The organism is Streptomyces sp. NPDC088730 (genome assembly GCF_044751215.1).
Lineage (GTDB): Bacteria > Actinomycetota > Actinomycetes > Streptomycetales > Streptomycetaceae > Streptomyces.
On the sequence record NZ_JBIVLK010000007.1, the window covers coordinates 131,252 to 156,539 of the forward strand.

The 25,288-nt window shown below is 72.0% G+C and carries 20 protein-coding genes; 7 read left to right on the forward strand and 13 right to left on the reverse strand.

From position 1 onward, the window contains the following. Positions 1–59 precede the first annotated feature (59 nt). From ACIP89_RS22095 to ACIP89_RS22125, 7 genes are all read right to left on the reverse strand, one after another. A complete protein-coding gene (locus tag ACIP89_RS22095; protein ID WP_401928461.1) occupies positions 60–506 on the reverse strand; it encodes a nitroreductase family deazaflavin-dependent oxidoreductase in 447 nt (148 codons plus the stop codon). An 808-nt stretch (positions 507–1,314) separates the two neighbouring features. Then, complete coding sequence (locus tag ACIP89_RS22100) at positions 1,315–1,830, reverse strand: lytic polysaccharide monooxygenase auxiliary activity family 9 protein (RefSeq protein ID WP_402116289.1); 516 nt, start codon at positions 1,828–1,830, stop codon at positions 1,315–1,317. Between the two features lie 323 nt (positions 1,831–2,153). Further along, a complete protein-coding gene (locus tag ACIP89_RS22105) occupies positions 2,154–2,876 on the reverse strand; it encodes a DUF4230 domain-containing protein (RefSeq protein ID WP_401928454.1) in 723 nt (240 codons plus the stop codon). A 387-nt stretch (positions 2,877–3,263) separates the two neighbouring features. Beyond that, positions 3,264–4,091: a DUF4389 domain-containing protein gene (locus ACIP89_RS22110; RefSeq protein WP_401929072.1), complete on the reverse strand. Its 828-nt coding sequence runs from the start codon at positions 4,089–4,091 to the stop codon at positions 3,264–3,266. A 149-nt stretch (positions 4,092–4,240) separates the two neighbouring features. Then, positions 4,241–5,032 (reverse strand): VanZ family protein, encoded by a 792-nt coding sequence (locus ACIP89_RS22115; RefSeq protein ID WP_402116291.1) that lies wholly within the window; start codon positions 5,030–5,032, stop codon positions 4,241–4,243. A 206-nt stretch (positions 5,033–5,238) separates the two neighbouring features. Continuing rightward, a complete protein-coding gene (locus tag ACIP89_RS22120) occupies positions 5,239–6,489 on the reverse strand; it encodes an NAD(P)/FAD-dependent oxidoreductase (protein WP_402116293.1) in 1,251 nt (416 codons plus the stop codon). 146 nt (positions 6,490–6,635) lie between these two features. Next, the gene (locus tag ACIP89_RS22125; protein ID WP_402116294.1) at positions 6,636–7,640 is read right to left on the reverse strand and encodes a MerR family transcriptional regulator; all 1,005 of its coding nucleotides are present in this window, start codon (positions 7,638–7,640) and stop codon (positions 6,636–6,638) included. 171 nt (positions 7,641–7,811) lie between these two features. Here ACIP89_RS22125 and ACIP89_RS22130 point away from each other — a divergent pair, with 171 nt between their 5' ends. The 4 genes from ACIP89_RS22130 (at position 7,812) to ACIP89_RS22145 (ending at position 12,391) form a co-directional block, all read left to right on the forward strand. Further along, positions 7,812–8,429, forward strand: coding sequence for a sigma-70 family RNA polymerase sigma factor (locus ACIP89_RS22130; RefSeq protein ID WP_402116295.1), 618 nt, complete (start codon positions 7,812–7,814; stop codon positions 8,427–8,429). A 203-nt stretch (positions 8,430–8,632) separates the two neighbouring features. Next, complete coding sequence (locus tag ACIP89_RS22135) at positions 8,633–10,177, forward strand: SDR family oxidoreductase (protein WP_402116297.1); 1,545 nt, start codon at positions 8,633–8,635, stop codon at positions 10,175–10,177. Between the two features lie 70 nt (positions 10,178–10,247). Continuing rightward, complete coding sequence (locus ACIP89_RS22140; RefSeq protein WP_402116299.1) at positions 10,248–11,621, forward strand: cryptochrome/photolyase family protein; 1,374 nt, start codon at positions 10,248–10,250, stop codon at positions 11,619–11,621. A 101-nt stretch (positions 11,622–11,722) separates the two neighbouring features. Continuing rightward, positions 11,723–12,391: a YoaK family protein gene (locus tag ACIP89_RS22145; protein WP_402116300.1), complete on the forward strand. Its 669-nt coding sequence runs from the start codon at positions 11,723–11,725 to the stop codon at positions 12,389–12,391. 209 nt (positions 12,392–12,600) lie between these two features. On the opposite strand, the gene rpmG is transcribed toward ACIP89_RS22145, so the two are convergent. Continuing rightward, positions 12,601–12,765 carry a 50S ribosomal protein L33 gene (rpmG, locus tag ACIP89_RS22150; protein WP_402116301.1) on the reverse strand — a complete coding sequence of 55 codons (165 nt, stop codon included), beginning with the start codon at positions 12,763–12,765 and terminating at the stop codon, positions 12,601–12,603. A gap of 641 nt (positions 12,766–13,406) precedes the next feature. Between rpmG and ACIP89_RS22155 the strand changes: the two genes are divergently transcribed. Continuing rightward, on the forward strand, positions 13,407–14,864 hold the full coding sequence (locus tag ACIP89_RS22155; RefSeq protein ID WP_402116303.1) for a PP2C family protein-serine/threonine phosphatase: 1,458 nt from the start codon (positions 13,407–13,409) through the stop codon (positions 14,862–14,864). Between the two features lie 39 nt (positions 14,865–14,903). Here ACIP89_RS22155 and ACIP89_RS22160 read toward each other — a convergent pair whose 3' ends face one another. Next, positions 14,904–16,403, reverse strand: coding sequence for a hypothetical protein (locus ACIP89_RS22160; RefSeq protein ID WP_401928432.1), 1,500 nt, complete (start codon positions 16,401–16,403; stop codon positions 14,904–14,906). A gap of 231 nt (positions 16,404–16,634) precedes the next feature. Here ACIP89_RS22160 and ACIP89_RS22165 point away from each other — a divergent pair, with 231 nt between their 5' ends. After that, a complete protein-coding gene (locus tag ACIP89_RS22165; RefSeq protein ID WP_401928429.1) occupies positions 16,635–17,771 on the forward strand; it encodes an aminoglycoside phosphotransferase family protein in 1,137 nt (378 codons plus the stop codon). A gap of 91 nt (positions 17,772–17,862) precedes the next feature. Here the strand turns inward: ACIP89_RS22165 and ACIP89_RS22170 are convergent, their stop codons facing one another. Then, complete coding sequence (locus ACIP89_RS22170; protein ID WP_401929088.1) at positions 17,863–19,194, reverse strand: N-acetylmuramoyl-L-alanine amidase; 1,332 nt, start codon at positions 19,192–19,194, stop codon at positions 17,863–17,865. Between the two features lie 297 nt (positions 19,195–19,491). On the opposite strand from ACIP89_RS22170, the gene ACIP89_RS22175 reads away from it, so the two are divergent. Then, a complete protein-coding gene (locus ACIP89_RS22175; protein ID WP_402116305.1) occupies positions 19,492–21,705 on the forward strand; it encodes a germacradienol/geosmin synthase in 2,214 nt (737 codons plus the stop codon). Here ACIP89_RS22175 and ACIP89_RS22180 read toward each other — a convergent pair. The 3 genes from ACIP89_RS22180 to ACIP89_RS22190 form a co-directional block, all read right to left on the reverse strand. Next, positions 21,681–23,921 (reverse strand): glycosyl hydrolase family 95 catalytic domain-containing protein, encoded by a 2,241-nt coding sequence (locus ACIP89_RS22180; protein ID WP_402116501.1) that lies wholly within the window; start codon positions 23,919–23,921, stop codon positions 21,681–21,683. The two genes, ACIP89_RS22175 and ACIP89_RS22180, sit on opposite strands and share 25 nt — an antisense overlap. A 315-nt stretch (positions 23,922–24,236) precedes the next feature. Further along, positions 24,237–24,737 (reverse strand): hypothetical protein, encoded by a 501-nt coding sequence (locus ACIP89_RS22185; RefSeq protein ID WP_073738907.1) that lies wholly within the window; start codon positions 24,735–24,737, stop codon positions 24,237–24,239. Between the two features lie 89 nt (positions 24,738–24,826). Next, positions 24,827–25,234: an ACT domain-containing protein gene (locus tag ACIP89_RS22190; RefSeq protein ID WP_402116307.1), complete on the reverse strand. Its 408-nt coding sequence runs from the start codon at positions 25,232–25,234 to the stop codon at positions 24,827–24,829. Positions 25,235–25,288 lie beyond the last annotated feature (54 nt).

The following is a 25,288-nucleotide window of genomic DNA, read 5'->3' on the forward strand; positions in this document are numbered from 1 at the left end:
CCTCCGGGGCGCGCTCAGCGGTACGGCCGCGCCCCGTTCTCGTACCCGTGCCGGGCCGGTCAGTGGCCGGTCTCCGCCGGTTCCAGGACGAAGACCGGGATCTGCCGGTCGGTCTTCTTCTGGTAGTCGGCGTAGTCGGGGAACGCCTCGACGGCCCGCTCCCACCACAGCGCCTTCTCGTCCCCGGTCACCTCGCGGACGTTCATGTCCTGGCGTACCGGGCCGTCCTGCAGTTCGGCGCGCGGGTCCGCGGTGAGGTTGTAGTACCAGACGGGGTGCTCGGGGGCTCCGCCCTTCGAGGCGACCACCGCGTACACCCCGTTGTGCTCGACGCGCATGAGCGGTGTCTTGCGGATCTTCCCGCTCCTGGCTCCCCGGGTGGTCAGGATGATGACGGGCAGGTCCCGCATCGTCGTCCCTTCCGTACCGCCCGAACTCTCGTACTGCTCGACCTGGTTCCGGACCCACTCGGAGGGGCTCGGCTCGTACTCACCTTGCAGAGGCATGATGTCTGTCCCGTCTTCGACGATCCGGCCGTGACACTTCATCGGCCGCAATTCCTCATCATCGCTTCAACCGTATCGGCCGCCCCGAATCCCGGGCGCGGCCGACGTGTCGCGTCGGCCGGTGTGAGCCGTGGGGCCGGCGTCCGTAGCCGCCGCGCCCGCGGGCGGCGGTGACGAAGCCGCCGACCGCGAACACCCCCAGCCCGGCGGCGCCTCCGGCCACCGCGAGCACCAGCGCCCCGGTACCGGGCGCCGAGCGGCCCGATGGCCTCGCCGCTGTCCGGCCCGAACGCGCCGGGCGGACCGGGCGGACCGGGCACCAGCACCGTCGCGGCCCTGACGTCTCCGTCCCGGCCCGGTGCGGCGCGTACGGCCTCCGCCGCCGCGACCGGCACCGCTCCCGCGCTCAGCGCCACGACGAGGACGGCCGCGAAGGCGTATCCGCGACGCCAACGCGCCCATGCACCGGAAGGACCTGGGCGGCTGAGGCCCAGAGGGTTCGATATGAGCATGCTGATCCCGTTTCTGCGGACGCGGTGACGGACTCAGCGTCGCCGTGCCCGGCCGGATCGGCGCGGCCCGTACAGCATGCGGGTGACGGGCCCTGCCATCCGGGTACCGCCCGCCCGGCGCCCCGTCCCGCCGCCGGGGCGGGGCGAGCCGGGATCGCGGTGGCCCTGCGGGACCGCTGTGCCACGAGAAGGACCCCCGCCCGGTACCGGGCGGGGGTCCTTCTCCTACCGGCCCGCCGAAGGCGGCGCCGTGGCCGGCCACGGCCCTCCGGGGCGGCGGGGCGGTGCGTGCGGGGTCAGCTGACGTTGACGTCGATGCACGCGTAGAAGGCGTTGGCCGTGTCGGCGATGTTCCAGACCGCGAGGACCTTCTGCCGGCCCTTGAGGCCGCCGAAATCGACCTGGTGGATGACGGTCGCGCCGGGCTGGGCGCCGTTGTCGTTGAACTCCGCGATCTTCTGGCCGCTCGCGAAGTACTGCCAGGTGCTGGTGGAGTGACGTGCCGTCAGCACCCACTGGAACGCAGTGCTGGAACTCACCGGAGTGACCTTCCAGCCCTTGGCGTCGTCGTCGAGTTCGGCGAACGCGCTGTTGCCGCCGCTGCAACTGGTCAGCCCCTTGGGGCCTTCCACGCTCTGGGGCTCGTAGGTGATGGAACCGCAGCTGACCGTACCGGCGGCACACTGCGCCTGCCTGCTCGGCGGTGACGAGATGTAGCCGTGCGCGCTGGCCGGCCCCGCCGGGAGGGACAGGGCGAGTACCGGTGCGAGTACGGCACCGACGGCTACGGCGGTCTTCCTTTTCGCGTGCATGCTTCTCCTTCACATGAGGCGTCGCTGCGACGCGGGCGGGCCGTGGGGGGCCCGGTAGCGGCAGTCCAGCCTCTCAGGTGTGGGGCCAAGAGGCGCGAAGGGAACGGCAGGATCCATGACCGGACATACCCCTGGAATGCGGAAGTCCGGCGCCGTCCCTGCACTTGGACTAGACCATACCCATCGAGGCGCAACCGTCAAGGGTGCGGCATCCCAAGGGAGTTGGGATGCCGCACCGCGGGGAGTCCGGCGAGGTACCGGCCGGGAGCGAAGTCGGGGACCGGAGCCGGGCGGCGGCGCCGGACCCGCCCGGTGGCCGTGTCCTACTTTCGGGCGTCACCGTAGTGGACCGTGACCTCCTCGAAGCCGAGCGAGCCGAGCAGCCCCTGGAGCATGGCGGTGGTGTTCTTCTCGGCGCGCTGGGTCAGCCCGCTCTCCTTCGCCGCCTCACCGATGTGCTGGGCCGCCAGCTTGTTCACCGCCTGCTCGCTGCCGGGATTGTCGGAGAAGAAGTCCCCGATCCGGTCCAGGAGCCCGCGCTGCTTGGACACCGCGTAGGAGCGGTCGGGATCGAGGGCCGGTTTCCCGAGCACGGCGTGCGGCAGGCGGAGTTCGGCCGTGGTCCGGTCCTCGTTGACGACGACTCCGTTCTCGGCGACGTCACCCAGGTCCACGGAGGCGCCGACCGTACCCGCGCCCACGTACAGCGTGCGCGAGCCCCGGATCGCGTCGGGGAGGAACTTCGTGTCCTTCTCCAGATCGACGACTACCTGGAAATTGCCCGCTGCCGCCTCGTACTTGCTCATGTCGCGAATCGACTTGAGCACGGCGGGGCCGGAGCGGTCATGGGTCTTCTCGCCGAAGATGTCACCCAGCCCCGGGAGCAGACTGAGCCGCGTGCCGAGGAGAAGCAGCGCGACGGCGACCGCGAGGACCGCGGCCGCCCTCCCCCATCGCCGGCCGCGGCGGGGGCCGTTGCCACGGCCGTCGCCCGCTTGCCCGTCGGACTTGCCCGGTGCGTCTGTCGGTAAGTCGGTGGAAGTCATACTCACCGTGTGACCCGCCTGTCCGGATTCACTCCGCCTCCGCCGCGGTTCCGCTCGATTCCGTACCTTGATACAGACGGCCGGCCGCGCCGGCCCTGCGCTCACGCCCCTGTGACTCCGTCCAGCCGCTCGCTCACCGGGCCGGCGTGGCCGATCTGGCGGGTGTACTCGCTGATCAGATGGCTGTGCACCATGCGCGGGCGGTGGACCCCGCCGTCCTGGGTGAAGGTGTCGTCGAACGAGGCGCCGGCGACGGCCTCGTCGGCCAGCCGGGCCCCTCCACCAGCCGGGCGCAGTCCTCGGCGGCGGTGGCCGGATCGAGACGGTCGAAGTCCGCGTCCTCGCCGTCCGCGGCGCGTGTGCGCACTGCTTCAGTGGCTGTCCATGTCATCGCCCGGCCATGTCTGTTGACGGGTGCACGACGCGGCCGTTCTGCTGCCGCATCCACGCATCGGTGTCGTCGGAGGATGGCCGGGTGGCGGAGGTCGTGATGGCGCTCACGAGCCCGAGGACCAGGAAGAGCACCAGTAGCGCCTTGGCCCCGCCGCTCATGACCAGCGGCCGGGTGGCGGAGCGCCCCTGCCGCTCCGGCACGGAGAGCGCGTCCTCGCCGAAGAGACGCTTGGGGTAGGCGGGGCTGAGCAACGACATGTAGGCGGACACGCGCATCTCGTAGCGCAGCGTGGCGGCCGTGGCCTGGAAGAGGGGGCGGGGCATACGTCCCAGGATCAGCGTGATCAGCCACCACAGGATCGCCAGGACGTACCAGCCGGACGTGACGAGGCTCTGCACGATCGCGGCGGGGATGACCAGGATCAGCCGGAAGAAGACGGCCAGCCTGTTCAGCCTCGTCGGGCGGACGTCGATCTGAACCGGATAGCCGGGCGGCGGGTTCAGCGCGAAGGGCGGATAGCGGTCGATCAGCAGCATCGCGCTCGCCGCGACCCTCGTTCGGTAGCCGAGCACTCCGGCGAGGAAGCGGAAGACGGGCTCGGGCAGCCGGCCCAGCACGAGCGCGGCGAACCAGCCGAACACGGCGGTGAAGAAGGCCGCGATCTCCAGGAAGAACAGCACGACGAAATGCGGAATCAGCAGGAGCAGCCGGAGCAGGACGGTGAGCCGGCGCTGACGGATGGGCTCGATGAGGTCCAGCACGGGCAGGAATTCATCCGCGTCCCCCGCCCTTCGCCCCGGGCTCCACTGGGCGTCGGCCATGGCGCTCGCCTCCGGCAGGTGATCGCGTACGCCCTCTGCGCACTCCGCGTCCCCCACCCTCGGGCCCGGGTAACCGGCCCGCAAACGGTCACGGGCCGATCGGGTGCCCGCCGGTCCGGCCCGGACGGTCAGCGACCGGGCCCGGACGGTCAGCGACCGCGGAACCGGTCCAGCAGCGCGCGGCCCGGGCCGGTGCGCTCCTTGTCCTCACCCGGGGTCCTGCCGCGTGCCACCGCGGACTTGGGCTTGGCCGTTGTGGCACCGGACTTGGGCTTGGCCGTTGCGAGGGGCTTCGCGACGGGCTTGGGCGGGATCTTCGCGTCCGCCCCGGCCTTCGCCGCCGGTTGCTTCGAGGGTTTCGTCTCTGGTGTCGTCGCCGGCTTCGTCCGTGCCGTGGCCTTCGCCCACGCCCCCTGCCAGGGCCGACGGCGCGTCTCCGTCTCGTGCGCGCCGCTCCCGGCCGGCCCGGCAGTACGCGTGCGTTCATCCGCCGGCTCCGGGACCGGCTCCGGTCCGGCCGCGAGCACGTGGTAGCGGTGGCTCAGGCGACGGCCCAGCAGCAGATAGCCGAGGAGCGCTCCGGCGGTGTTGAGGATGACGTCATCGACGTCGAAGGCCCGCCCGGCGACGAGCGCGCCCTGCACCAGTTCGACGATCGCTATGACCAGCACGGTCAGCAGGATCATCCGGATCATCCGCAGGCGGCGCGGTACCAGAATGGGCAGAAGCACGCCGAACGGCATGCCCAGCACCAGGTTTCCGCCCGCCTGCTTGCACGCCGCGAGGAACGTGTAGTCCTCGGCGTACTGCCGCAGCGAACGGCCGGGATGCAGATTCGACTTCACGAGTTCCTCCGAGGCCGGCGACGGGGTCAGCGTCACCTTCGCCAGTACCACGGAGAAACCGACCATGGCCAGGAAGGCCAGCACCAGGAAGGTCACCTGCAGAAGTACGCTTCCCCATGTTCTGCGCGGCGTTCCGCTCCGCGTACCACTCTGCGTACCGCTCTCAGCCTCTGCACTCATGGGCGACAGTTGCCCCCGTCCGGTGGTACCACACCTGGCAGTTGGAGCCGTCCCGGAATCGGCGCGCCCCTTCGGCACCGCGGAGCCGGCCCCCGTACGGCGGAACAGCCGTGGCCACGCGGTCAGCCCCGGTCCGCGAGAACCTCACGGGCCGCACGTGCCCCGGAGGCGAGTGCTCCCTGCACCGACCCGGTCGCGCGGTGGTCTCCGCACACGTACCGGCCCGGTCCGACGCGTGAGGTGCGGGACAACGGCCACGGGGGCGGCATGGCGGGCAGCGCTCCCGGCACCGAGTAGGTGGCGACCAGGTCCCAGGCGGCGGTGTCGGTGGCGTGGACGTCCGCGAGATCCCGCCGGATCCGCGCTTCCCGGCCCGGCGCGTCGGCGCCCGTCACCGATGTCGAGACCAGCGCGTACCCGACGGGTGCGCAGCCGGGTACGACCTCGCTGAGTACCACGGTGTTCAGGAAGCGGCGCCTGCTGTCCACGAGCAGGGTCGGTTCCCGCAACGGGGACGAACGGGCCACGTGGTAGTACGTCGTGACGGTGCGGGTCTCCGGAACCGTCAGGCCGGGCAGCAGCCGCGCGGCCCGTTCCGGTCCCGTCGCCACCACCACGGCGGCCGCGGGACGCTCCGTACCGTCCTCGCAGAGCACGCCGTCGTCGGTGAGGCCGTGCACGGGGGTGTCCACCGACAGGGTGCGCGGCGGCAGCGCCGCGGCGAGCGCCGCCGGTACGGCTCCGATGCCGGCTGCGGGCAGACAGAGGGTGCCGCGCAGCATGCTGCGCCAGACGAGGTGGAAGACGCGGGACGAGGTCTCCAGTTCCTCCTCCAGGAAGACGCCCGACAGGAACGGCTGGAGCAGGGTCCGCACCAGCTCCTCGGAGATGCCCGCGTCGGCCAGTTCGGTGCGCGTCGTGCGGTCGGCGCGCCGCTTGATCGCGCTCACCGGGCCGAGCATGTCCCGGGCCGAGAGCACCCCGAGCGCCAGCAGGTCGCGGCCGGAGGCCAGTCGTCCGGGCAGCAGTTCACGGACGGAACCGGGGCGGCGGGTCGGGTCGCTGAACCGGACTCGGCCGGTGGAGCCGGTCCCGGTCTGCACGAGCATGCCCGGCGTGAAGGGGTGCAGCCGCAGATCACGGAGGGTCAGACGCTTCCTGACCTGCGGGTAGGACGTGTTGAACACCTGGAACCCGCGGTCGAGGAGGAAGCCGTCCCGGCGGTCGGTACGCATGCGGCCGCCCACGTCGTCCGATGCCTCCAGGAGGTGGACGGAGAGTCCGGCAGCGGTCAGGTCGGCCGCACAGGCCAGGCCTGCCACTCCCGCTCCGATCACGACGACATCGGACCGGGGCTCCGCTGGGTTCGCCATGGGATTCGCCTTTCGTACGGGCTGGGGGCCGCGGCCGGGGCCCGGCATGGAGCCGGACCCGTGCGACCGGTTCGGTCCGTGCCGGGCTCATCGCGCATGTTCCCAGCTCGGGGCGGATCCGCCCGGCAGGCGGTGGGCGGCGCGTCCTACCGCGCGCACAGTCCGGTGAGCATCCTGATCGCCTCGGCCAGCTCCCGTGGCCGGTGCGTGCCCGGCATCGGGGGGCCCGCCCAGCCGGGCCCGGCGATCAGCACGGCCGGACGGGTCCTGGCGCCCCGTACCCCCCGTTCGCTGGATGCCACGTGGTGCGCCAGCGGGCGGGCAGCCGTGTTCCGCGACTGGGACCACAGCACCACGGCCGACGGGCCGGTCCTGCGGACCGCCTCGGTCAGCGCCTCGCCCGGCACCGACGCGCCGAACATCCGTACGCCCAGGCCTCGTTCGGTGAGGCAGGCGGCCAGCGCCTCCAGGGGGAGCGTGTGCGTCTCGCCCGGTGTGCAGGCCAGCAGGGCGAGGCCGGTCCCGTCGTCGGCGGCGGCGGCCTGCGGTACGGTCACCCGCCGCAGGGCACTGGAGACGTGCCAGGACAGCAGGTGCTCGACCTCGACGTACTTCTCACCGGACGTCTGCCATTTGCGCCCCACCGCGTGCAGCGTCGGCATGATCACCTGGTCCCAGGCGGCCACCGGTCCGTACCGGCCGATCGCGGAGGTCAGCCGGTCGTCGATGGTCCGCGCGTCCAGCCGGAGTGCCGCACTCATGAGCCCTCGGCGTTCGTGGCGCGCGGCGTCCGGTGCGAGCTCGTCCGGCTCCGCGCGGGAGGACGCCGGGCGCGGCGGGAGTGCGGGGGGCACCGGGTGGTGCGCGGCGGCCCGGGTCCGAGCGCCGGGAGCCGCGTTGAGTGCCGTGCGGGCGGCCTCCGCCGGGGGGACGCCGGAGCCGGTCAGATCGCACATGTGTGCCAGTACGGCGATGTCCTCGGCCGTCCACCGCCGGTGCCTGCCGCCCTGCCTGCGGGCGGGGCCGATGCCGTAGCGGCGGTCCCAGGTCCGGAGTGTCGTCGGCGCGACGCCGAGCCGGCGTGCCACTGTGCCGGTGGTCTGGCCCTGGGCGGTGGTTCCGGCCTGGGCCCGTTCCGTGGAGGACGCCATGCGTTTGATCATACGACGCAGAATCGACGCAGCTTGTCCGGGCGGGATCGCTGTTGGAACGCTGCCGGTCGAGGGCCCCCGACGGAGGCCCGGAGAGCAGACCGGACGGCGCCGGCCGGCCGCGGCGCGAGACGCGGCTCCTGGGCCGGGGCGCCCGGAGGAAGGACGGCCATGACCGCGCTCGCACCGCAGGACACGCTGCCCGGCAGACCGGACCCGCGACCGTGCGTCGCGCAGGACCTCGCCGACGAGGAGCTGGCCGCCGGCCTGGTGCGCGGCAGCGAGGACTGCTTCGCCGCCGCCTACCGGAGGTGGGGCGCGCTCGTGCACTCCCTGGCCGCCCGGTCCCTGGGCGACAGCCGGGAGGCGGAGGACGTCACCCAGCAGGTCTTCATGGCCGCCTGGCGCGGCAGGCTCGGCTACCGTCCGGAGCGCGGCCCGCTGCCCGGCTGGCTCGTCGGCATCACCCGGCGCAAGATCGCGGACGCGCTCGCCGCCCGTACCCGCCGCGCCGAACTGGCCGCCGCGACGGCGGCGCGGCTGCGGCTCCTGGAGGCCGGCGCGGCCGGGGGGCCGGACTCGGCGCTGGACCGGGTCCTGGTCGGCACGGAGCTGGGGAAGCTGCCCCAGGTACAGCGGCGCATCCTGCACATGGCCTATTACGACGGTCTCCCCCAGACCCGCATCGCGGAACTGACGGGGCTCCCGCTCGGCACGGTCAAGAGCCACGTGCGCCGCGCGCTGCACCGGATCCGGCGCTCGCTGTCCGGCGGCGACGCGGAGCCCTGACCGGCCGGATGGGCAACCGGGACGCGGCGGCAGCCGAGGCGCAGCGTGTTACCGACGCACAACCGACGCGGCGCGCCTCGGGACCCCGCGAGTGTGACCATGAGCGGATGCGTCCGCCGCATCCGGACGCCTCGGAGAGCGTGATGCGTGACGACGAGGCACGGTGAAGCGAGCGGTAACCGGCCGGCCGATGCGGAGAACCCATGAGGACGAACAGCACGGAGAAGTCCGAGAAGCTCTTGCGCTGCCTGGTGACCGGGGCCACCGGATACATCGGGGGCCGGCTGGTGCCCGAGCTCCTGGAGGCCGGGCACCGGGTGCGGTGCATGGTCCGCACCCCCCGGAAACTGCGGGACTACCCGTGGGCCGCGGACGTCGAGATCGTCCGGGGCGATGTCACCGACGCGGAGTCCGTCGCCTCCGCGATGGCGGACATCGACGTGGCCTACTACCTGGTGCACGCGCTGACGACCGGTGCGGACTTCGAGGAGACGGACCGCAGGGCGGCCACGGTCTTCGCCGGGGCGGCCGTCCGGGCGGACGTCGGCCGGATCATCTATCTCGGCGGGCTCACGCCGCCCGGCGTACCCGAGCGGGAACTCTCGCCGCATCTGCGCTCGCGCGACGAGGTCGGCAGGATCCTGCTGGATTCCGGGGTCCCGACCACGGCCCTGCGGGCCGCGGTCATCATCGGATCCGGTTCGGCCTCGTTCGAGATGCTGCGCTATCTCACGGAGCGGCTGCCGGTCATGGTGACGCCGAGCTGGGTCTCGACCCGGATCCAGCCGATCGCGGTCCGGGACGTGCTGCGCTACCTCGTGGGCAGTGCCCGGATGCCCCGGGACGTGAACCGTACGTTCGACATCGGCGGCCCCGACGTCATCACGTACCGCGAGATGATGCAGCGGTACGCGGAGATCGCGGCGCTCCCGCACCGGCTGATCCTGCCCGTACCGATGCTGACACCACGGCTGTCCAGCCACTGGATCGGGCTGGTCACGCCCGTCCCCAGATCGATCGCGCGGCCGCTCGCGGAGTCGCTGCGGTACGAGGTCGTGTGCCAGGAGCACGACATCGCGCGGTACGTGCCCGACCGGGCCGGGCAGCCCTTCACGTTCGAGAAGGCCCTGCGACTGGCCCTCCAGCGGGTGCGCGAGGCCCGGGTCACCACCCGGTGGTCGTCGGCGTCGGTGCCCGGCGTGCCCAGCGACCCGCTGCCCACCGACCCCGACTGGGCCGGCGGCAGCCTGTACACGGATGTGCGGGAACTCGACGTCGAGGCCTCGCCGGAGGCCCTGTGGAAGGTCGTCGAGGGCATCGGCGGCGATCACGGCTGGTATTCGTTCCCGTTGGCGTGGGCCGTGCGGGGCTGGCTCGACCGGCTGGTGGGAGGGGTGGGCCTGCGCCGCGGGCGCCGGGACACCGACCGGCTGCGGGTGGGCGACTCGCTGGACTTCTGGCGGGTCGAGGAGATCGAACCCGGCCGCCTGCTGCGGCTGCGCGCGGAGATGCGGCTGCCCGGCCTGGCCTGGCTGGAGATGTACGCGGAACGGGACGAGCGGGGCCGGGCGCACTACCGGCAGCGGGCGCTGTTCCATCCCCGCGGACTGCTCGGCCACGCGTACTGGTGGAGCGTGTCGCCGTTCCACGCGATCGTGTTCGGCGGCATGGCCCGCAACATCGCACGGGCTGCCGCGGCGCTGCCGTCCTCCCCGGCGGCCGAGGACCACGGTGCGCTGACCCGGTGACCACCGCATCCGCCGGGTGCCCGCGGACGGAACAGGAACATGTCCACGCCCCCGAGCAGGAGTTTGCGCCATGACCGTAGCGGTCGTCCTCTTCACCGCCGATCTCCGTCTGCACGACCATCCGCCGATGCATGCCGCGCTCGCGTCCTCGGACGAGGTCGTGCCGCTGTTCGTCCGCGACCCGGGAATCGACGCGGCGGGGTTCGGCGCCCCGAACCGCCTCGCCTTCCTCGCCGACTGCCTGCGGGATCTCGACGCGGCGCTGCGCGAGCGGGGCGGCCGGCTGGTGATCCGCTCGGGCGACACGGTCACCGAGGTGTGCCGGGTCGTCTCCGAGACCGGTGCGGTCGACGTCCACCTGGCCGCGGGGGCCAGCGCCTACGCCCGCCGCCGCGAGGAAGGGCTGCGGGCGGCCCTGGAGTCCGGCGGGGCCCGGCTGCACGTCCACGACGGCGTGGTCACCGCGGTCGCGCCGGGCGCCGTGACCCCCGCGGGCTCGGACCACTTCGCCGTGTTCACCCCGTACTTCAGGCGCTGGTCCGGGGAGCGGATGCGTGACCCCTTCGGTGCGCCGCGGGCGGTACGGGTGCCGGACGGTCCGGGGTCCGAGGACGTGCCGGTCCGCGCCGCCGTGTCCGGCGTCTCCGCGGGGCTCGCGGAGGGCGGCGAGCGGGAGGCCCGTAAGCGGTTCACGGCCTGGCGGCGCCACGGGCTCGCGGCGTACGAGGACAACCACGACGACCTGCCGGGAGACGCCACGTCCCGCCTCTCGCCGCATCTGCACTTCGGCACCCTCTCCCCCGCGGAACTGGTCCACCGGGCGCGCGCTGCCGGTGGCGTGGGAGCCGACGCGTTCGTACGGCAGCTCTGCTGGCGCGAGTTCCATCACCAGGTCCTCGCGGCCCGGCCGGGGGCGGCCCGCCTCGACTACCGGACCCGGCACGATCACTGGCGGTCCGGGACCGCTGCCGCCGAGGAGACCGAGGCCTGGCGGCAGGGCCGCACCGGCTATCCGGTGGTCGACGCGGCCATGCGCCAGCTGCGCCACGAGGGCTGGATGCACAACCGCGGACGGCTGCTCACCGCGGGCTTCCTGACCAAGACCCTGTACGTGGACTGGCGCGTCGGCGCCCGGCACTTCCTGGAGCTGCTGGTGGACGGAGACGTCGCCAACAACCAGCTGAACTGGCAGTGGATGGCCGGAACGGGGACGGACAGCCGCCCCAACCGGGTGCTCAATCCGGTGCTCCAGGCCAAGCGCTACGACCCGGACGGCGACTACGTCCGACGGTGGGTGCCGGAGCTGGCGGCGCTGGCAGGACCCGCCGTGCACGAGCCGTGGAAGCGGAGCGGCGCGGAGCGCGCCCGGCTGGACTACCCGGATCCGGTGGTGGACCTGGCCGAGGGGCTGGGCCGGTTCAGGCAGGCGCGCGGCCTGGAGTGAAGGACGCGGGCGCTCCGGTGTGCCGCACGGCCGGTGCGACGCGGCACGCCGGTCCGGCGGCAACCCGCCCCTGCGGGCCGCGCGCCAGCGAAAATGCGGCCATGCCGACTCCCGACGCGCCCGCCGCCCCGGCCGGCCCCGCCACCGTGGACGAGCCGCGCGGCCATACGGCCCTGCTGCTCCTGTCGGCGGCGTCCGGCGCGGCGGACGCGTTCGTCTTCATCTGCGTCGGCCAGGTCTTCGCCGGGGTGATGACGGGGAACCTGATCCTGCTGGGGGCCTCCGCCGCCGGGGCGGGTGAGGAGGGGGTGGCGCTGCGGGTGGTGACCGCGCTCGTCTCGTACGGCCTCGGGGTGGCGTGGGGTGCGGTGGCGGGCGGGCGGGTGTGGCGGCGGCTGCCGGTCATGCTGGCGGCCGAGGTCGCGCTGCTCGCCGCGGCCGCTGTGCTGTGGGGGCTGGGTCTGATCACGTCGGACGCGGAGCGGCTGGGCCTGCTGTCCCTCATGGGGCTCGCGATGGGGATCCAGGCCCGGCTCCGCGCCACGCCGACGAACTACTTCACCGGCACGCTGACCTCCCTCGTCGGCCGGCTGGCCGCGGGGTCCTGGCGGCGGGGCGACGGCTGGGCGGCCGCCCAGCTGGCGGCCGTGGTGGCGGGGGCGGCGGCGACCGCGCTGGCCGTGCGCGAGCGGCCGGATACCGGGGCTGTGGCAGCGGCGGCGCTCGCCGCGGCGGCGCTGCTGGTCGAGGCCGCACCGCGCCGGCGGTGAGCCGGGGCGGGGCCGCGACCCCGCAAAACAGCGAAGCCCCGGCCGGATCGGGGGAATCCAGCCGGGGCAGTTCTTGGGTGTGTGCGCTCAGCGCGTCATCACATATAGGTGAACGATAAACCATCGCCTCGCGTTCCCGGGAATCCGCGCCCCGGACTGTGATCCGAAGCACGGACGGACGGGCGGACGGGCGCCGGGATGCCCAGCGGTCAGCGCTCCTCGCGGAAGAGGACGTGCCGCCCGGCGGCCGGGTCGTACTTGCGCAGGACCAGCCGGTCGGGGCTGTTGCGGCGACTCTTGCGGGTCACATACCGCTGCCCCGTTCCCGCGGTCGAACGGAGCGTGATGACGGGACGGGCTTCACTTCGGGCCATGGGAACCTCCGCACTCGCGAACCGGACCCACTCTTGATGGGAACGGGATTCGTTTTCGTTCTGCCGGTGCAACGCGGCACCGGGCGGCCGCATTCCCACCGGCTTCCCGGCCCGGATTCCGGAGCGGGCGGCCTCAGGCCCGACGCTCGTCCACCACGGGTCCGGCACTCTTCCACGACGCCGTCACGCGAGGCCGTCACGCTCGTTGACCGCAGTACCCGGCACAGCGAACGACCGCCCGAGGAATATGACCCATGCACCCCAAGAGCCTCCTCTCCGCCGTCACGACCACCGCGATGACCCCGCCCGCGCACTGACGGGGGCGGGGCCCGGCGGCCGCCCACGGAACCCGGCCCGCGGAACCCGCGTCCCGCATATGCCCCGACGTGTGCCGCGCGCACCGCACCGGTCCGGCGCGAAAGGGCACACGGGGGACCTCCACGCACCGGACCGCCTGGCTCAACAGCCTTTGAAAGAAAGGCTGTTCGAAAGATCGTCACACCGCTCAGCCGCTGGCATATGTCAGAAGCAAGAACGCGTCGAGTGTTACCAAACCGCTTACGGGCCCCAGCCGGCTGTGCGACAGTCGTATTCGGTCCACCCTCAGACCTGGTTGTACCGCGCCTGTATCGGAGTACGTCATGCCGTCCCATCTGTCCGCGGACCGCCCCGCCCCCCAGCCGCCCGAGCGCGATGCCGTCGACGCGTTGATCAACCGGACGCGCCGGCTGCGCGGCGATGTGGACGCGGTGCGGCGCGACGCCGTGGCTGTCGACGCGGACGATCCGCAGCTGCGCTGGCAGCGCGCGCTCTGCGATCTGGCGGTCCATCACCTGGACGATCTCGGCGCACATCTGGGACAGCTCAGGGAGGGGCTCCCGCCGGAGGCCGCGGAACAGCTCGCGGCCGAACTGTCGCTGGGTACGGGTCCGGTGCCCCTCAGCGAGGAGCGGGCGGGTTCGCTGATCGGCCGGGTGGGCAGCGCCGAGTGGAATCTGCTGACGGACGAGGTCAGCTGGTCCGAGGAGCTGCTCCAGATCTTCGGCCGGACCGCGGAGGCCGGACCGCTCTCCCTGGACGACCTGCCCACCGTGCTGTTCCCCGAGGACCAGCCCTTGCTCACCGCCCTGGTGACGGACTGCCTGGTCGACGGCAAGCCGATAGACGGCGAGTTCCGGATCCGCCGCGCCGACGGGGAGACCCGGACCCTGCACATGATGGGCGAGCCCGTCCTCGACACGGACGGCTGCACCGCTTCGATGTGGGCGGTCCTCCGTGACGTCAGCGAACTGCGGCGCAGCCAGCAGACGGTGCGCCGCACCCATGACTCGCTCCGCCGCCAGCAGCACATCGACCGCACCGAGCGCCGGATCGCGGTCGAGCTGCAGGAGGCCGTGCTCCCGCCGTGGCGGGGTTCGCTGCGTCTCCCGGACCGGGGGCCCGGAGTCCTGGACATCGCCGCCCACTACCTCCCCTCCGGTTCCGGCGACCTGATCGGCGGCGGCTGGTACGACGCCATGGAACTGCCGGACGGCCGGACGCTGCTCACGGTCGGTGATCTGACCGGTCACGGCATCCAGGCCACGTCGGCCATGGCGATGATCCTCGGTGCGCTGCGCGGCATGGCGATGGCCGGCATCGACCCGGGAGCCCTGATGGGGCATCTGAACCAGTTGCTGGAGACGTCGGTCCAGCCCGCGCTGGGCAGCGCGGTATGCTGCCGGTTCGACCCCGCGACCCGCACCCTGGACTGGGCGCAGGCCGGGCACCCCGCACCGCTGCTGTTCCGCGACGGAACGGGGCGCCCGCTGCCGCAGCCCGACGGTGTGCTGCTCGGAGCGGCCTCCGGGGTCGCCTACGAGCAGGACGAGGCGGCCCTGCTGCCCGGAGACGTGCTGGTGCTCCACACCGACGGACTGGCCCGGACCGACGAGGGGCGGGGCGGCCTCCGTCAGGGCACGGAGACGCTGCTCGGACTCGCGCCGCGTTTCGCCGTGGCCCGTACCGCGCAGGACTGCGTACGCGCCGTCGCCGAGGAGTTCGGCGGCGCGAGCCGGCTGGACGACGCCTGCGTACTGATCGCCCGCATCGGCGGCTAGGGTCTGTCCGGTGGATCAGGGTCGGATCCGTGCCCGGGGTCAGATCTCGGAGCTCCTGGTCCGCTGCTTGACGAGGGTCCTCTGGGGCAGTGAACGCTCGATCTCCTCGCGCAGGTCCTCGATCTTCCCGTGGCCCGCGAACTGGCCGGTGAGCCGGTACATCTCGCGCAGCCGGTCCCAGGTGCGGTGCGAGGAGGTCTCCCCCATCGACACCAGGGCGAGCCGGGCATAGCGGTCGGCCTGCTCGGGGTCGTCGGCGATGAAGCACGCGGAGGCGAGCGAGATGTAGTCGAAGATCTTCGACCGCTGGCGCCCGTTGACCCGCAGTTCGAGTGCTTGTTTCGCGTGCCGCTGGGCCATGACGGCGGCCGAGGGCTCGTGCTCGGCGAGGGTGCGGAACGCCAGCGCCTGCATACCGTGCAGATCCGCCTCGTCGAACATCTGCATCCAGCTGGGCGATGGGACATCACCCTTGTCCGAGACGAAGAGCTCCTCGGCCAGGCCCAGCGTGCGCCGCATGGCCTGGCCGCGCCCCATCGAGGCCTGCGCCCAGGCCTCGATGGTGTAGAGCATCGCCTGGGTGCGCGGCAGAACCATGTCGCCCGAGCCGGACTTGGCGAGCTTCATGAGGTCGAGCGCGTCGTCCGGACGGCCCAGGTGGACCATCTGACGGGCCGCCCTGGACAGCGCCTCGCCCGCGCGGGGCCGGTCGCCGCCCTCGCGCGCCGCGTGCGCCGCGATGACGAAGTACTTCTGAGCCGTTGGTTCGAGGCCGATGTCGTGGGACATCCACCCCGCCAGTACGGCGAGGTTGGCGGCCACGCCCCAGAGGCGTCGCTGCAGATGGTCGGGGTGGCGGTAGGCCAGCATGCCGCCCACCTCGTTGAGCTGGCCCACCACGGCCTTGCGCTGGAGACCGCCGCCCCGGGAGGCGTCCCAGGCGCGGAACACCTCCACGGACCGCTCCAGCTCCTCGATCTCCTGCGAACCGATGGGCGCGGCCTCGTACCGGTCGAAACCGGCCGGGTCCGCGTGCACGGGATCGTCGATGCGTGGGGCGTCGGCCGCCAGTACGGGGTCGGTGTGCAGCCAGTCGTGCATGGGGCCGGCGATGGTGGAGCCGGCGGCGAGCGCGGCGCCCGCGCTCACCAAGCCGCGTCGGTTGAGCATGAGGTCCATTCCCGTGAATTCGGTGAGGACCGCTGCCGTCCGCTCGGGCGCCCAGGGGAGTTGGTCGGGATTGTGTTCCGTCCCGGTCTCACGCCGTTTCCCCACACGCCCGCGCCGGCCGAACCCGAGGTCCTCGATGGTCACGACACGGCCGAGCCGCTCGGTGAACAGGGCTGCCAGCACTTCCGGGACGGGATCGCGGGGGGACTCCCCCATGTCGATCCAGCGTCTCACCCGCGAGGTGTCGGTGGCGAGCTGGGGGTGGCCCATGGCCGCCGCCTGCCTGTTCACCATTCTCGCGAGTTCGCCCTTGGACCAGCCGGCAAGGCCGAACAGGTCCGACAGACGGGTGTTGGGTTCTCCGGTCACGTCAAGCCCCCAGGTTCTCGGCTGTGTTGACAGTAACCCCCTGTCAGACGCCCTGCGACTATTCGCCAGGGTTCGCCAGGGTCCGCCACATGGTCTGCCACCCGCGCGCCGGTGTCAGGTAGGAAAGCGCCACCCCGCCCGGCAGCCCTAGGTACTCCCCAGGGTGCCGAACGGCCGCCGGCCGGGGCGGCGCACGCAACTTGTCGGCGCGCGAAGGGATCTGTCTCGCCCATGTACACAGCATCGTCCTCCGTGTCCGCCCCGCCCCGGCCGCTCCGTCCTCTCGGGTCGGGCGGCGGACCGTATCTCGACCCCCGCGCCGCTGTTCCGGCGCCCGGCATGGGTCGGGCCCGGCGCATGGCAGGGCCGGGTGCCCCCTCACTCAGCGGGAGACTGGACCTGTCCGGCCCGCAGGGCGCGCAGCTGAGGATGGCGATCGCCTCGGTGCACCGGATCTGCCCGGAGTTCAATCCGGTGCAGGTGCTGCGGCGCAGCGGCCGTTCGGTGCTGCTCGTCGGTTCGACCGGACGCGCCACCGCGGTCGCCAAGTGCTTACTGGACCACTCCCCGGCGTGGTCGGAGCGGTTCCGCCACGAAATAGCGGCATACCGGGCGTTCGTCCGGCACCGCCCGCCGGTACGGGTTCCCCGGCTCATCGCCGCGGACCCGGAGAACTGCACCCTGGTCATCGAACGGATGCCCGGCCGGGTGGCGGCGCTGACGAGGCATCCGTCGGAGGCGCCGCCGCGGGCCGATCTGCGGGCGGTGCTCGGAGCGGTCAGCCGGGTGAACGCCTGGCGGCCTCCGTCCGGACTCTTCGAGGCCCCGCTCGACTACGCGGCGCGCATCAACCGCTATCACGAGCTGGGGCTGTTCACCGACCGCGACCTGGGTGACCTGCAGAAGCTCCTGCACGGTCTGGCCCACGCGGGCGGCCGTCAGGGGATGGGACAGTTCTGCCACGGTGACGCGCTGCTCTCCAACATCCTGCTGTCGCCCACCGGTCCGGTGCTGGTCGACTGGGAGCACGCCGGCTGGTATCTGCCGGGGTACGACCTGGCGACGCTGTGGACGGTGCTGGGCGACGCCCCTGTGGCCCGGCGCCAGATCAGCCAGCTGGCCCAGGTCGCGGGCCCGGCGGCGCGGGACGCGTTCCTCGTCAACCTGATGCTCGTGCTGACGCGGGAGATCCGTACGTACGAGACGGCCGTGCAGCGGGCCATGCGGGACACCGCGGGCCCCCGGGCCGGTCAGGACCGGCCGGGCGCCCTCTCGTCGGGCGAGGAGCAGCGTCTGCTGCTGCGCCGGCTGCACGACGACTGTGCGCTGGCCAGGCGGGCCGTCCGAGCCGCGGTCGGCACTCGCTAGACCCTCCAGGGGGACGCGCGCTGCGGGTCCGGTGCCGACACACCGGACCCGCAGCGCGCTGTGTCGCGCCCGCCGCCGGACGGGCGCGCTCTCAGTGCGCGCGGACGATGTCCACGTCGGCGGCCTTCACGAAGGCGATGCGGTGGCCGATCTGGACGGTCACGTACTTCTCCTTGCCCTTGAAGAAGGCGTGGTCCAGCGGGTAGGAGGCGTCGATCGTCGGCGCGTAGAAGAAGCCGGTGGGGGCCTCGCCGCCGCCGGGGTAGGACTGGCCCGCCTTGATCGTGTACTGGAGCGGCGTGCCCACCCGCTGGTCCGCGAAGTCCGCGGGGTACTCGGACTTCTCCGGGTATGCCACGCCGTACACGGGCACCTCGGCCCTGCCCGCCTTCGGCCTCACGACGTAGCCCTTGGTGGGGGTGGTGGTGCGGGTGCGGGCCGGGGTCTCGAACCAGGCCTTCTGTCCGTACCACCAGATCGCCGTCCAGCCGGGCGCGTGGCCGGCGACGACGGCCTGCTGGGTCGCGCTGATCTTGCTGCCCCAGTCGGCGGCGCAGTTGGTGCCGGGCGAGCCGTCGGTGTGCAGCCCCGGGTCGGAGAAGAGCGGTGCGTCGGTGGCGGGCCCGGTGTGGAGCGGGACGGCGCTGGAGCCCTGGACGGGCAGGTCGACGTCCTTCTCGCAGTCGCGGAACGCCTGCTTGTTGTCCTTGAACCGCGGGCTGACGGTGATGAGTTCGCTGCTCTTGCGGGCCGTCGGCACGGTGGGCCTGCCGAGCAGGGCCATGAAGCGGTTCCAGTCCCAGTAGGGGCCCGGGTCCCAGTGCATGCCGGCGGTCCCGGAGGCGCTGGTGGGCGGTACCCCGTCGTGGCCGATGATGTGCTGGCGGTCGAGCGGGATGTCGTACTTGGCGGCGAGGTAGCGCACCAGTGCGGCGGTCGAGCGGTACATCTCGGGGGTGTACCACTTGGCGCCGTCGACGGCGACGCCCTCCTGCTCGATGCCGATGGAGTTGGAGTTGAGGTACCAGTTCCCGGCCTGCCAGGCGACGTCCTTGTTCTTCACCATCTGGGTGACATGGCCGTCCCCGGAGCGCACCACGTAGTGGGCGGAGGTCTGCTTCAGCGGGTTCTGGAAGATGTCCAGGGTGGTGTCGAAGTCCTCCTCGGTGTCATGGAGGACGATGAATCTGATCTTGTTGGTGTGCGGCCGGTCCGCGGTGTCGTAGTTGCCGTACGTCTCCTTGTCGGCCGGGTCGCCGGTCTGCTGGTAGGCCGCCGGGACCCAGTCGCATTCGAGGCCGCGCGGGCACTCCGGCCGCACCCCGTCCGCACCGGCCTGCGCCGTGGGACTGAGCAGCGCGAGACTCAGTGCGCCGACGGTGGTGAACGCGACCGCGAGTCCGGTCCTCTGCTTGGACGTCATGACAACCCTTCTTGGAACTGTGCGCTTTCCGGGCTTTGCCTCGTGCGCGCACACTCTGTGACCTGAGGTGAGAGGACGTCAAGAGCACTGTGAGGGCGATGGTTCGAGCCAGTGGACCAGACCACTGGCAGGGGTGCTGACCTGCGAAGGGCGGTGGGCGACGACTATCTGACAACATCAAGGTTTGTATGACTATTCAGGGTTGCGCGTACCCCGAACGGCCGAAGGGTAGTGCTCGCGCGGACACGACGAACCGCGTGACGCTCACGCGAAGGCTCATCGAAAGGCCGTACGCACATGGCTCAGCCCTTCACCCTGCCGGACTTCTATGTTCCGTATCCGGCGCGGCTCAATCCTCATGTCGAGGAGGCCCGGCAGCACACCAAGGGGTGGGCGCGGGCCATAGGGATGCTGGAGGGGTCGGGCATCTGGGAGGAGAAGGACCTCGATTCCCACGACTACGCGCTGCTGTGCGCGTACACCCACCCCGACTGCGCGGCAGAGGCGCTGTCGCTGGTGACCGACTGGTACGTGTGGGTCTTCTTCTTCGACGACCACTTCCTGGAGCTGTTCAAGCGCACCCCGGACCGCGCGGGCGGCAAACGCTATCTGGACCGGCTGCCCGCCTTCATGCCGATGGAGCGCGGCGCGCCGACGCCCGAGCCGGAGAACCCGGTGGAGGCGGGGCTGGCCGACCTGTGGGCGCGGACCGTGCCGGGGATGTCCGACGGCTGGCGGGCGCGGTTCGCGGAGGCGACGAAGAACCTGCTCAACGAGTCGCTGTGGGAGCTCGCCAACATCAACGAGGGCCGCATCGCGAACCCCGTCGAGTACATCGAGATGCGCCGCAAGGTGGGCGGCGCCCCGTGGTCGGCGGGTCTGGTGGAGTACGCGGCCGGTGCGGAGGTGCCCGACGCGGTGGCCGGTGAGCGGGCGTTGCGGGTGCTGCGCGACGCCTTCTCCGACGCCGTCCATCTGCGCAACGACCTCTTCTCGTACCAGCGCGAGGTCGAGGACGAGGGTGAGAACAGCAACGGCGTGCTGGTTCTTGAGCACTTCCTGGAGTGCTCGACCCAGGAGGCCGCCGAGGCGGTGAACGACCTGCTGACGTCGCGGCTCCAGCAGTTCGAGAACACGGCCCTGACCGAGCTCGGCCCGCTCTGCTCCGAGAAGGCGCTGGATCCCGCACAGACGGCGGCGGTCCTGGCCTACGTCAAGGGCCTCCAGGACTGGCAGTCCGGCGGCCACGAGTGGCACATGCGCTCCAGCCGCTACATGAACGGCGGAGGGGCAGAACAGGCGACGTCCGGCTTCGGGATGGCGGCCGCGTCGATCCGGTTCACCCCCCGGTCGGAGTCGGCCAGGCTGCGGAGTCACACGTATCTGCCCTACCAGCACGTCGGCCCGTCCCTGCTGCCCGATTTCGAGCTGCCGTTCGGCACGACGCTCAGCCCGCATCTGGAAGGGGCCCGCCTGCGGCTCGTCGACTGGTCGTCCCGGATGGGCATCCTGGAGGCGCAGCCGGGGGTGCCCGGCTCGCACATCTGGGACGAGCGACGGCTGCTGGCGATCGATCTGCCGCTGTGCGCGGCGGGGATCCATCCCGACGCCACCCCGGCCGAGCTCGATCTCTCGTCGCAGTGGCTGGCCTGGGGAACCTATGGCGACGACTGGTTCCCGGTGGTGCACGGGCGGGCCCGTGACCTCGCGGGGGCGAAGGTGGCCAACGCCCGTCTGTCGCAGTTCATGCCGCTGGACGGGACGGCCGGGCCCGAGCCGGTCAACGCGCTGGAGCGGGGGCTGGCCGACCTGTGGGAGCGCACGGCGGCGCCGATGGACGAGAGCGGCCGGCGCGCCTTCCGTACCTGCGTCGAGGACATGACGGCGAGCTGGGTGTGGGAGCTGGCGAACCAGGCACAGAACCGGATTCCCGATCCGGTGGACTACATCGAGATGCGGCGGATGACCTTCGGTTCCGACCTGACGATGAGCCTGTGCCGGCTCGGGCACGGCAGGAAGGTTCCTGCGGAGATCTACGTCAGCGGCCCGCTGCGCTCCCTGGAGAACGCGGCGGCGGACTACGCCGCGCTGCTCAACGACCTCTTCTCGTACCAGAAGGAGATCGAGTACGAGGGTGAGGTGCACAACGGCGTCCTGGTGGTGCAGAACTTCTTCGGGGTGGACTACCCGACCGGGATGCGGCTCGTGTACGACCTGATGAAGTCGCGGCTGCGTCAGTTCCTGCATGTCGCCGAGTACGAACTCCCGGTGCTGTACGACGACTTCGGGCTGGATGACGAGGCACGCGAGATCCTGGCGGGGTACGTGCTGGAGCTGAAGCACTGGATCGCGGGCATCCTGATCTGGCACCGGGGCTGCCGGCGCTATCGCGAGGAGGATCTGCGGCAGGGCGCGGCTGCCCCGTGGCACCTCAGCGGTCCCACGGGGCTCGGCACCTCCTCTGCCCGGGTGTCCTCGCTCTTCGGTCAGCTCTCGGGGGTGAGCGGGTAGCTCTCTCCGGCGAGCGCCCTGAAGGTCTTCGTACCGCTCGGGAACAGGGTGCTGCTGACCGTCACCTCGCGGGTGCGGCTCGCCGTGATGACCACGCGGCGGGCCTTCCCCGAGGCCCATTCGACATCGACGGTGAAACCGCCCCGGGCGCGCAGGCCGCGCACCGATCCGTCCGGCCAGCCGGCCGGGAGGGCGGGGAGGATCTCGACGGTGCCGTGCTGGCTCTGCAGCAGCATCTCCGCGACACCCGAGGCCGCACCGAAGTTCCCGTCGATCTGGAACGGCGGGTGGTTGTCCCAGAGGTTGGGCAGGGTGGAGGACTTCAGCTGCTCGGAGAGCATCTTGTGGGCGTGGTCGCCGTCCCGCAGCCGAGCCCAGAAGTTGATCTTCCAGGCCTTGGACCAGCCGGTGCCGCCGTCACCGCGGGCGCCCAGGGACACCTTGGCCGCCTCGGCCCACTGGCTCCCGGCCTCGATCTGCCGTCCGGGGTGGAGGCCGAAGAGATGGGAGACATGCCGGTGGTCGTCGGCCGGGTCGTCCCGGTCGGTCTTCCACTCCTGGAGCTGGCCCCACGAACCGGTCCGCAGTCCGGGGTCGAGCTGGTCCAGGACAGCCTCCAGCCTGCCCCGGAAGGCCGCGTCGTCGCCCAGGGTGCGGGCCGCCTCCAGAGTGCTGGTCAGGAGGTCGTGGACGATCTGCTGGGACATCGCGGCCCCGGCGGTGAAGTCGCCGTGCTCGGGCGAGTAGCTCGGGGTGACGACGAGGAGTCCGTCACGGGGGTCGGTGCGCAGACTGTCCAGCCAGAACTCCGCGGCCTCCTTCATCGCCGGGTAGGCGGTGGCGCGCAGATAGTCGGTGGAGCCGTTGAACCGGTAGTGCTCGTACATCTGCTGGGTGAGCCAGGCGGCGGCCTCGGGGAACCAGAACGAGGTGGAGTAGTCGTGGACACCGGTGAAGCCGTAGGGGTTGGTCTCGTTGTGCACGACCCAGCCGGCGCTCCCGAACATCTCCTTCGCCGTCCGGCGGCCCGGCTCTCGCATGGCCTCGACGTAGCGGTCGTACGGCGCGGTGGTCTCGGCGAGGTTGGTGACCTCTGCGAGCCAGTAGTTCATCTGGAGGTTGATGTTGGTGTGGTAGTCGGCGGACCAGGGCGGGGTGGTGGAGTTGTTCCACACGCCCTGGAGGTTGGCGGGCAGTGAGCCCTCGCGCGAGGAGGCGATCAGCAGGTAGCGCCCGTACTGGAAGAACAGCACCTCCAGGGCCCGGTCGGCCGGGGTGGCCCCTCCGGTGTACCCGCTGAGCAGCTGGTCGGTGGGGAGGTCCGGGTCGGGCGCTTGCTGGCCGACGTCGAGTGCCACCCGGTCGAAGAGGGCGCGGTGGTCGGCCGTGTGGGCGTCGCGGACCTGCTCGTACGTGGCGCCGGCCGCGGCGTCGACGGCCGCGGTGACCCTGTCGTGCGGGTCCGCGCCCCGGTAGTCCGGATAGGTGTCCGCGTAGTCGGTCCCGGCGGCGAGGAAGAACCAGGCGCTGTCGGCGCCGGTGACGGTGAGGCTCCCGTCGGCGCCGGCGGTGACGGTGCCGCCCTCGGTGCGGACCCGGAGCTGGGCTTCGAAGCGGAGCCCGTTGTCCTGGAGCGCTCCGCGTACGGTGAGCCGGTCGCCGGTGGCGGCTGCGGTGAAGTCGCCGCGCGGCGAGGTGTAGCGCAGGGTGAGGGTCACCTGTCCCGGCCGGTCCGCCGCGAACCGTCCGCCGATGACCGCCCCCGGGTGCGAGGCGAAGTACTCCCTGGTGTGGGCGGCTCCGTCCCGGGTGTAGCCGACGGTCGCGAGGGCGGTGCGCAGGTCGAGGGCGCGGCGGTAGGAGGCGTCGGGGGCGGCCGGGGCGCCCTCCACGTCGATCAGGAGGTCCCCGAAGACCTGGTAGGCGCCGTAGCCGCGGCGCGACTGGCCGAGTTCGGCGGCCACGGCGTCGGGGCCGAGGGCGCCCTCGGTGTCGAGGCGCTGCCGGACGGCGTCGAGGACGCCGGGTCTGGCGCCGGTCCAGTTCCCGAAGTCGTATCCGTCGGCCGAGCCGGGCCCGCCCGACCACAGGGTCTTCTCGTTGAAGGTGAGGCGTTCGGTGGCGAGCGTGCCGTGGACGCTCGCGCCGAGGGCGCCGCCCCCGATCGGCAGGGATTCGCTCTCCCAGTCGGCGGCCGGGGCGAGGTAGTGGAGCACCGGGTTCGGCAGCTCCCTCGCGTCTCTCACCTTCACCGATTCATCGGAGGTACCGGCGGCGGCCGCCCTACCGGACAAGCCTGGAACTCCCAGTGCCAGAGCCCCAGTTGCGCCGATCGCCGTCTTCATGGTGGTGCGTCGCGTCATCCCGGATGTCATGCCGAACGACGGTAGAGGTCCGACGACTACTTAGACAAGACGAATGACAAAGTCGCCTCTTGGGCAGAGTTGGGCAGAGGCGGGATGTGGTCGAAGGAAGTGCCGCCGCCGGACCGGACAGCGCGGGCTGTGCGACGGCCCGGCCGCGGGGGCGGTTCAGCCCTGCTGGAAGAGTTCCGCGGGCAGCGGCTTCAGAAGCGTGTACAGGTCATCGGTGATCGGACGGTCCCAGCTGGCGATCGTGACGAGCACACCGTCGCTGCGGTCGAACTGGACGCAGGCGATCCGGCTCTCGGAGAGCTTGACGCGGCGGACGATCAGCAGGTTGTCGCCCTGCATCACCGGCATGTCCTCGGTTCCGGTGACCTCGACCGGCTCGTCGTTCTCCAGCGCGAGCAGCAGCTGGGCCACCTCGAAGGGGACCTGGCCCTCCTCGGTCTCGCGGGCGGGCGAGCCCTCCGGGAGGTTGCCGATGATCATCGCGGGGCCGCGGCCGCCGAACAGGTCGTAACGGAGGAAGACGCCCTGACAGCTCCCGTCGGGAGCGGGCAGCAGACCGGCGCCGAGGTTTCCGGGCCAGTCCCCCGGGTCCATGGCCAGGACGTCGAAGTCGGGGCCCGCGGGGGTGGCGGCGCTACGGCGGCGGAGGAAGGACATGCGGACATGTTACGTGGCCGGGCCCACCTCGCGGCGCCCGGTCCCACGGAGGCCCGGACGACACCGGAGGGGCATCGTCCGGCACCCGGTCACCCCGTCTTCGACTCCGCCGCCAGCCTCTCCAGGACGGTGACGGCGACGGCGGCACGGTCGTGCGGCACAAAGAGGTGGTCGTGGTGGAATCCGGCCACCACGTTGCAGCTGATCCCCGCGTCGGTGAGGGCGAGGGAGACCGCGGCGGTCAGTCCGACGGCGTCCAGCGCCGAGTGCACCCGGAGCGTGATCCAGCCCGCGGGGTAGGAGTGGCTCAGCCCCGCCGTCACGGCCTCCGCCTCCGGCAGCACCAGCGTGAGCCCCTCGGCCTCACTCACCGTGACGGCAGGGCGGACTCCGGCGGGCACCACGCCGTCCGGCACGGTCGCGAAGACGTACCGGCCGGGGTGCAGCTCCGGGCGAAGGTCGCGCAGCAGGGTTCGGAGGTCGCTCTCGGCGGTCACACCCACCAGGCTACCCACGGTGACCCCGGGCGTACCGCATGTGGCGGCCGCCCG

Excerpts from the sequence above, each read along its gene's own strand:
- ACIP89_RS22095 (WP_401928461.1), bottom strand. The coding sequence starts at position 506 with ATGCCTCTGCAAGGTGAGTACGAGCCGAGCCCCTCCGAGTGGGTCCGG.
- ACIP89_RS22100 (WP_402116289.1), bottom strand. The coding sequence starts at position 1,830 with ATGCACGCGAAAAGGAAGACCGCCGTAGCCGTCGGTGCCGTACTCGCA.
- ACIP89_RS22105 (WP_401928454.1), bottom strand. The coding sequence starts at position 2,876 with ATGACTTCCACCGACTTACCGACAGACGCACCGGGCAAGTCCGACGGG.
- ACIP89_RS22110 (WP_401929072.1), bottom strand. The coding sequence starts at position 4,091 with ATGGCCGACGCCCAGTGGAGCCCGGGGCGAAGGGCGGGGGACGCGGAT.
- ACIP89_RS22120 (WP_402116293.1), bottom strand. The coding sequence starts at position 6,489 with ATGGCGAACCCAGCGGAGCCCCGGTCCGATGTCGTCGTGATCGGAGCG.
- ACIP89_RS22125 (WP_402116294.1), bottom strand. The coding sequence starts at position 7,640 with ATGGCGTCCTCCACGGAACGGGCCCAGGCCGGAACCACCGCCCAGGGC.
- ACIP89_RS22130 (WP_402116295.1), top strand. The coding sequence starts at position 7,812 with ATGACCGCGCTCGCACCGCAGGACACGCTGCCCGGCAGACCGGACCCG.
- ACIP89_RS22135 (WP_402116297.1), top strand. The coding sequence starts at position 8,633 with ATGAGGACGAACAGCACGGAGAAGTCCGAGAAGCTCTTGCGCTGCCTG.
- ACIP89_RS22140 (WP_402116299.1), top strand. The coding sequence starts at position 10,248 with ATGACCGTAGCGGTCGTCCTCTTCACCGCCGATCTCCGTCTGCACGAC.
- ACIP89_RS22145 (WP_402116300.1), top strand. The coding sequence starts at position 11,723 with ATGCCGACTCCCGACGCGCCCGCCGCCCCGGCCGGCCCCGCCACCGTG.
- rpmG (WP_402116301.1), bottom strand. The coding sequence starts at position 12,765 with ATGGCCCGAAGTGAAGCCCGTCCCGTCATCACGCTCCGTTCGACCGCG.
- ACIP89_RS22155 (WP_402116303.1), top strand. The coding sequence starts at position 13,407 with ATGCCGTCCCATCTGTCCGCGGACCGCCCCGCCCCCCAGCCGCCCGAG.
- ACIP89_RS22165 (WP_401928429.1), top strand. The coding sequence starts at position 16,635 with ATGTACACAGCATCGTCCTCCGTGTCCGCCCCGCCCCGGCCGCTCCGT.
- ACIP89_RS22170 (WP_401929088.1), bottom strand. The coding sequence starts at position 19,194 with ATGACGTCCAAGCAGAGGACCGGACTCGCGGTCGCGTTCACCACCGTC.
- ACIP89_RS22175 (WP_402116305.1), top strand. The coding sequence starts at position 19,492 with ATGGCTCAGCCCTTCACCCTGCCGGACTTCTATGTTCCGTATCCGGCG.
- ACIP89_RS22185 (WP_073738907.1), bottom strand. The coding sequence starts at position 24,737 with ATGTCCTTCCTCCGCCGCCGTAGCGCCGCCACCCCCGCGGGCCCCGAC.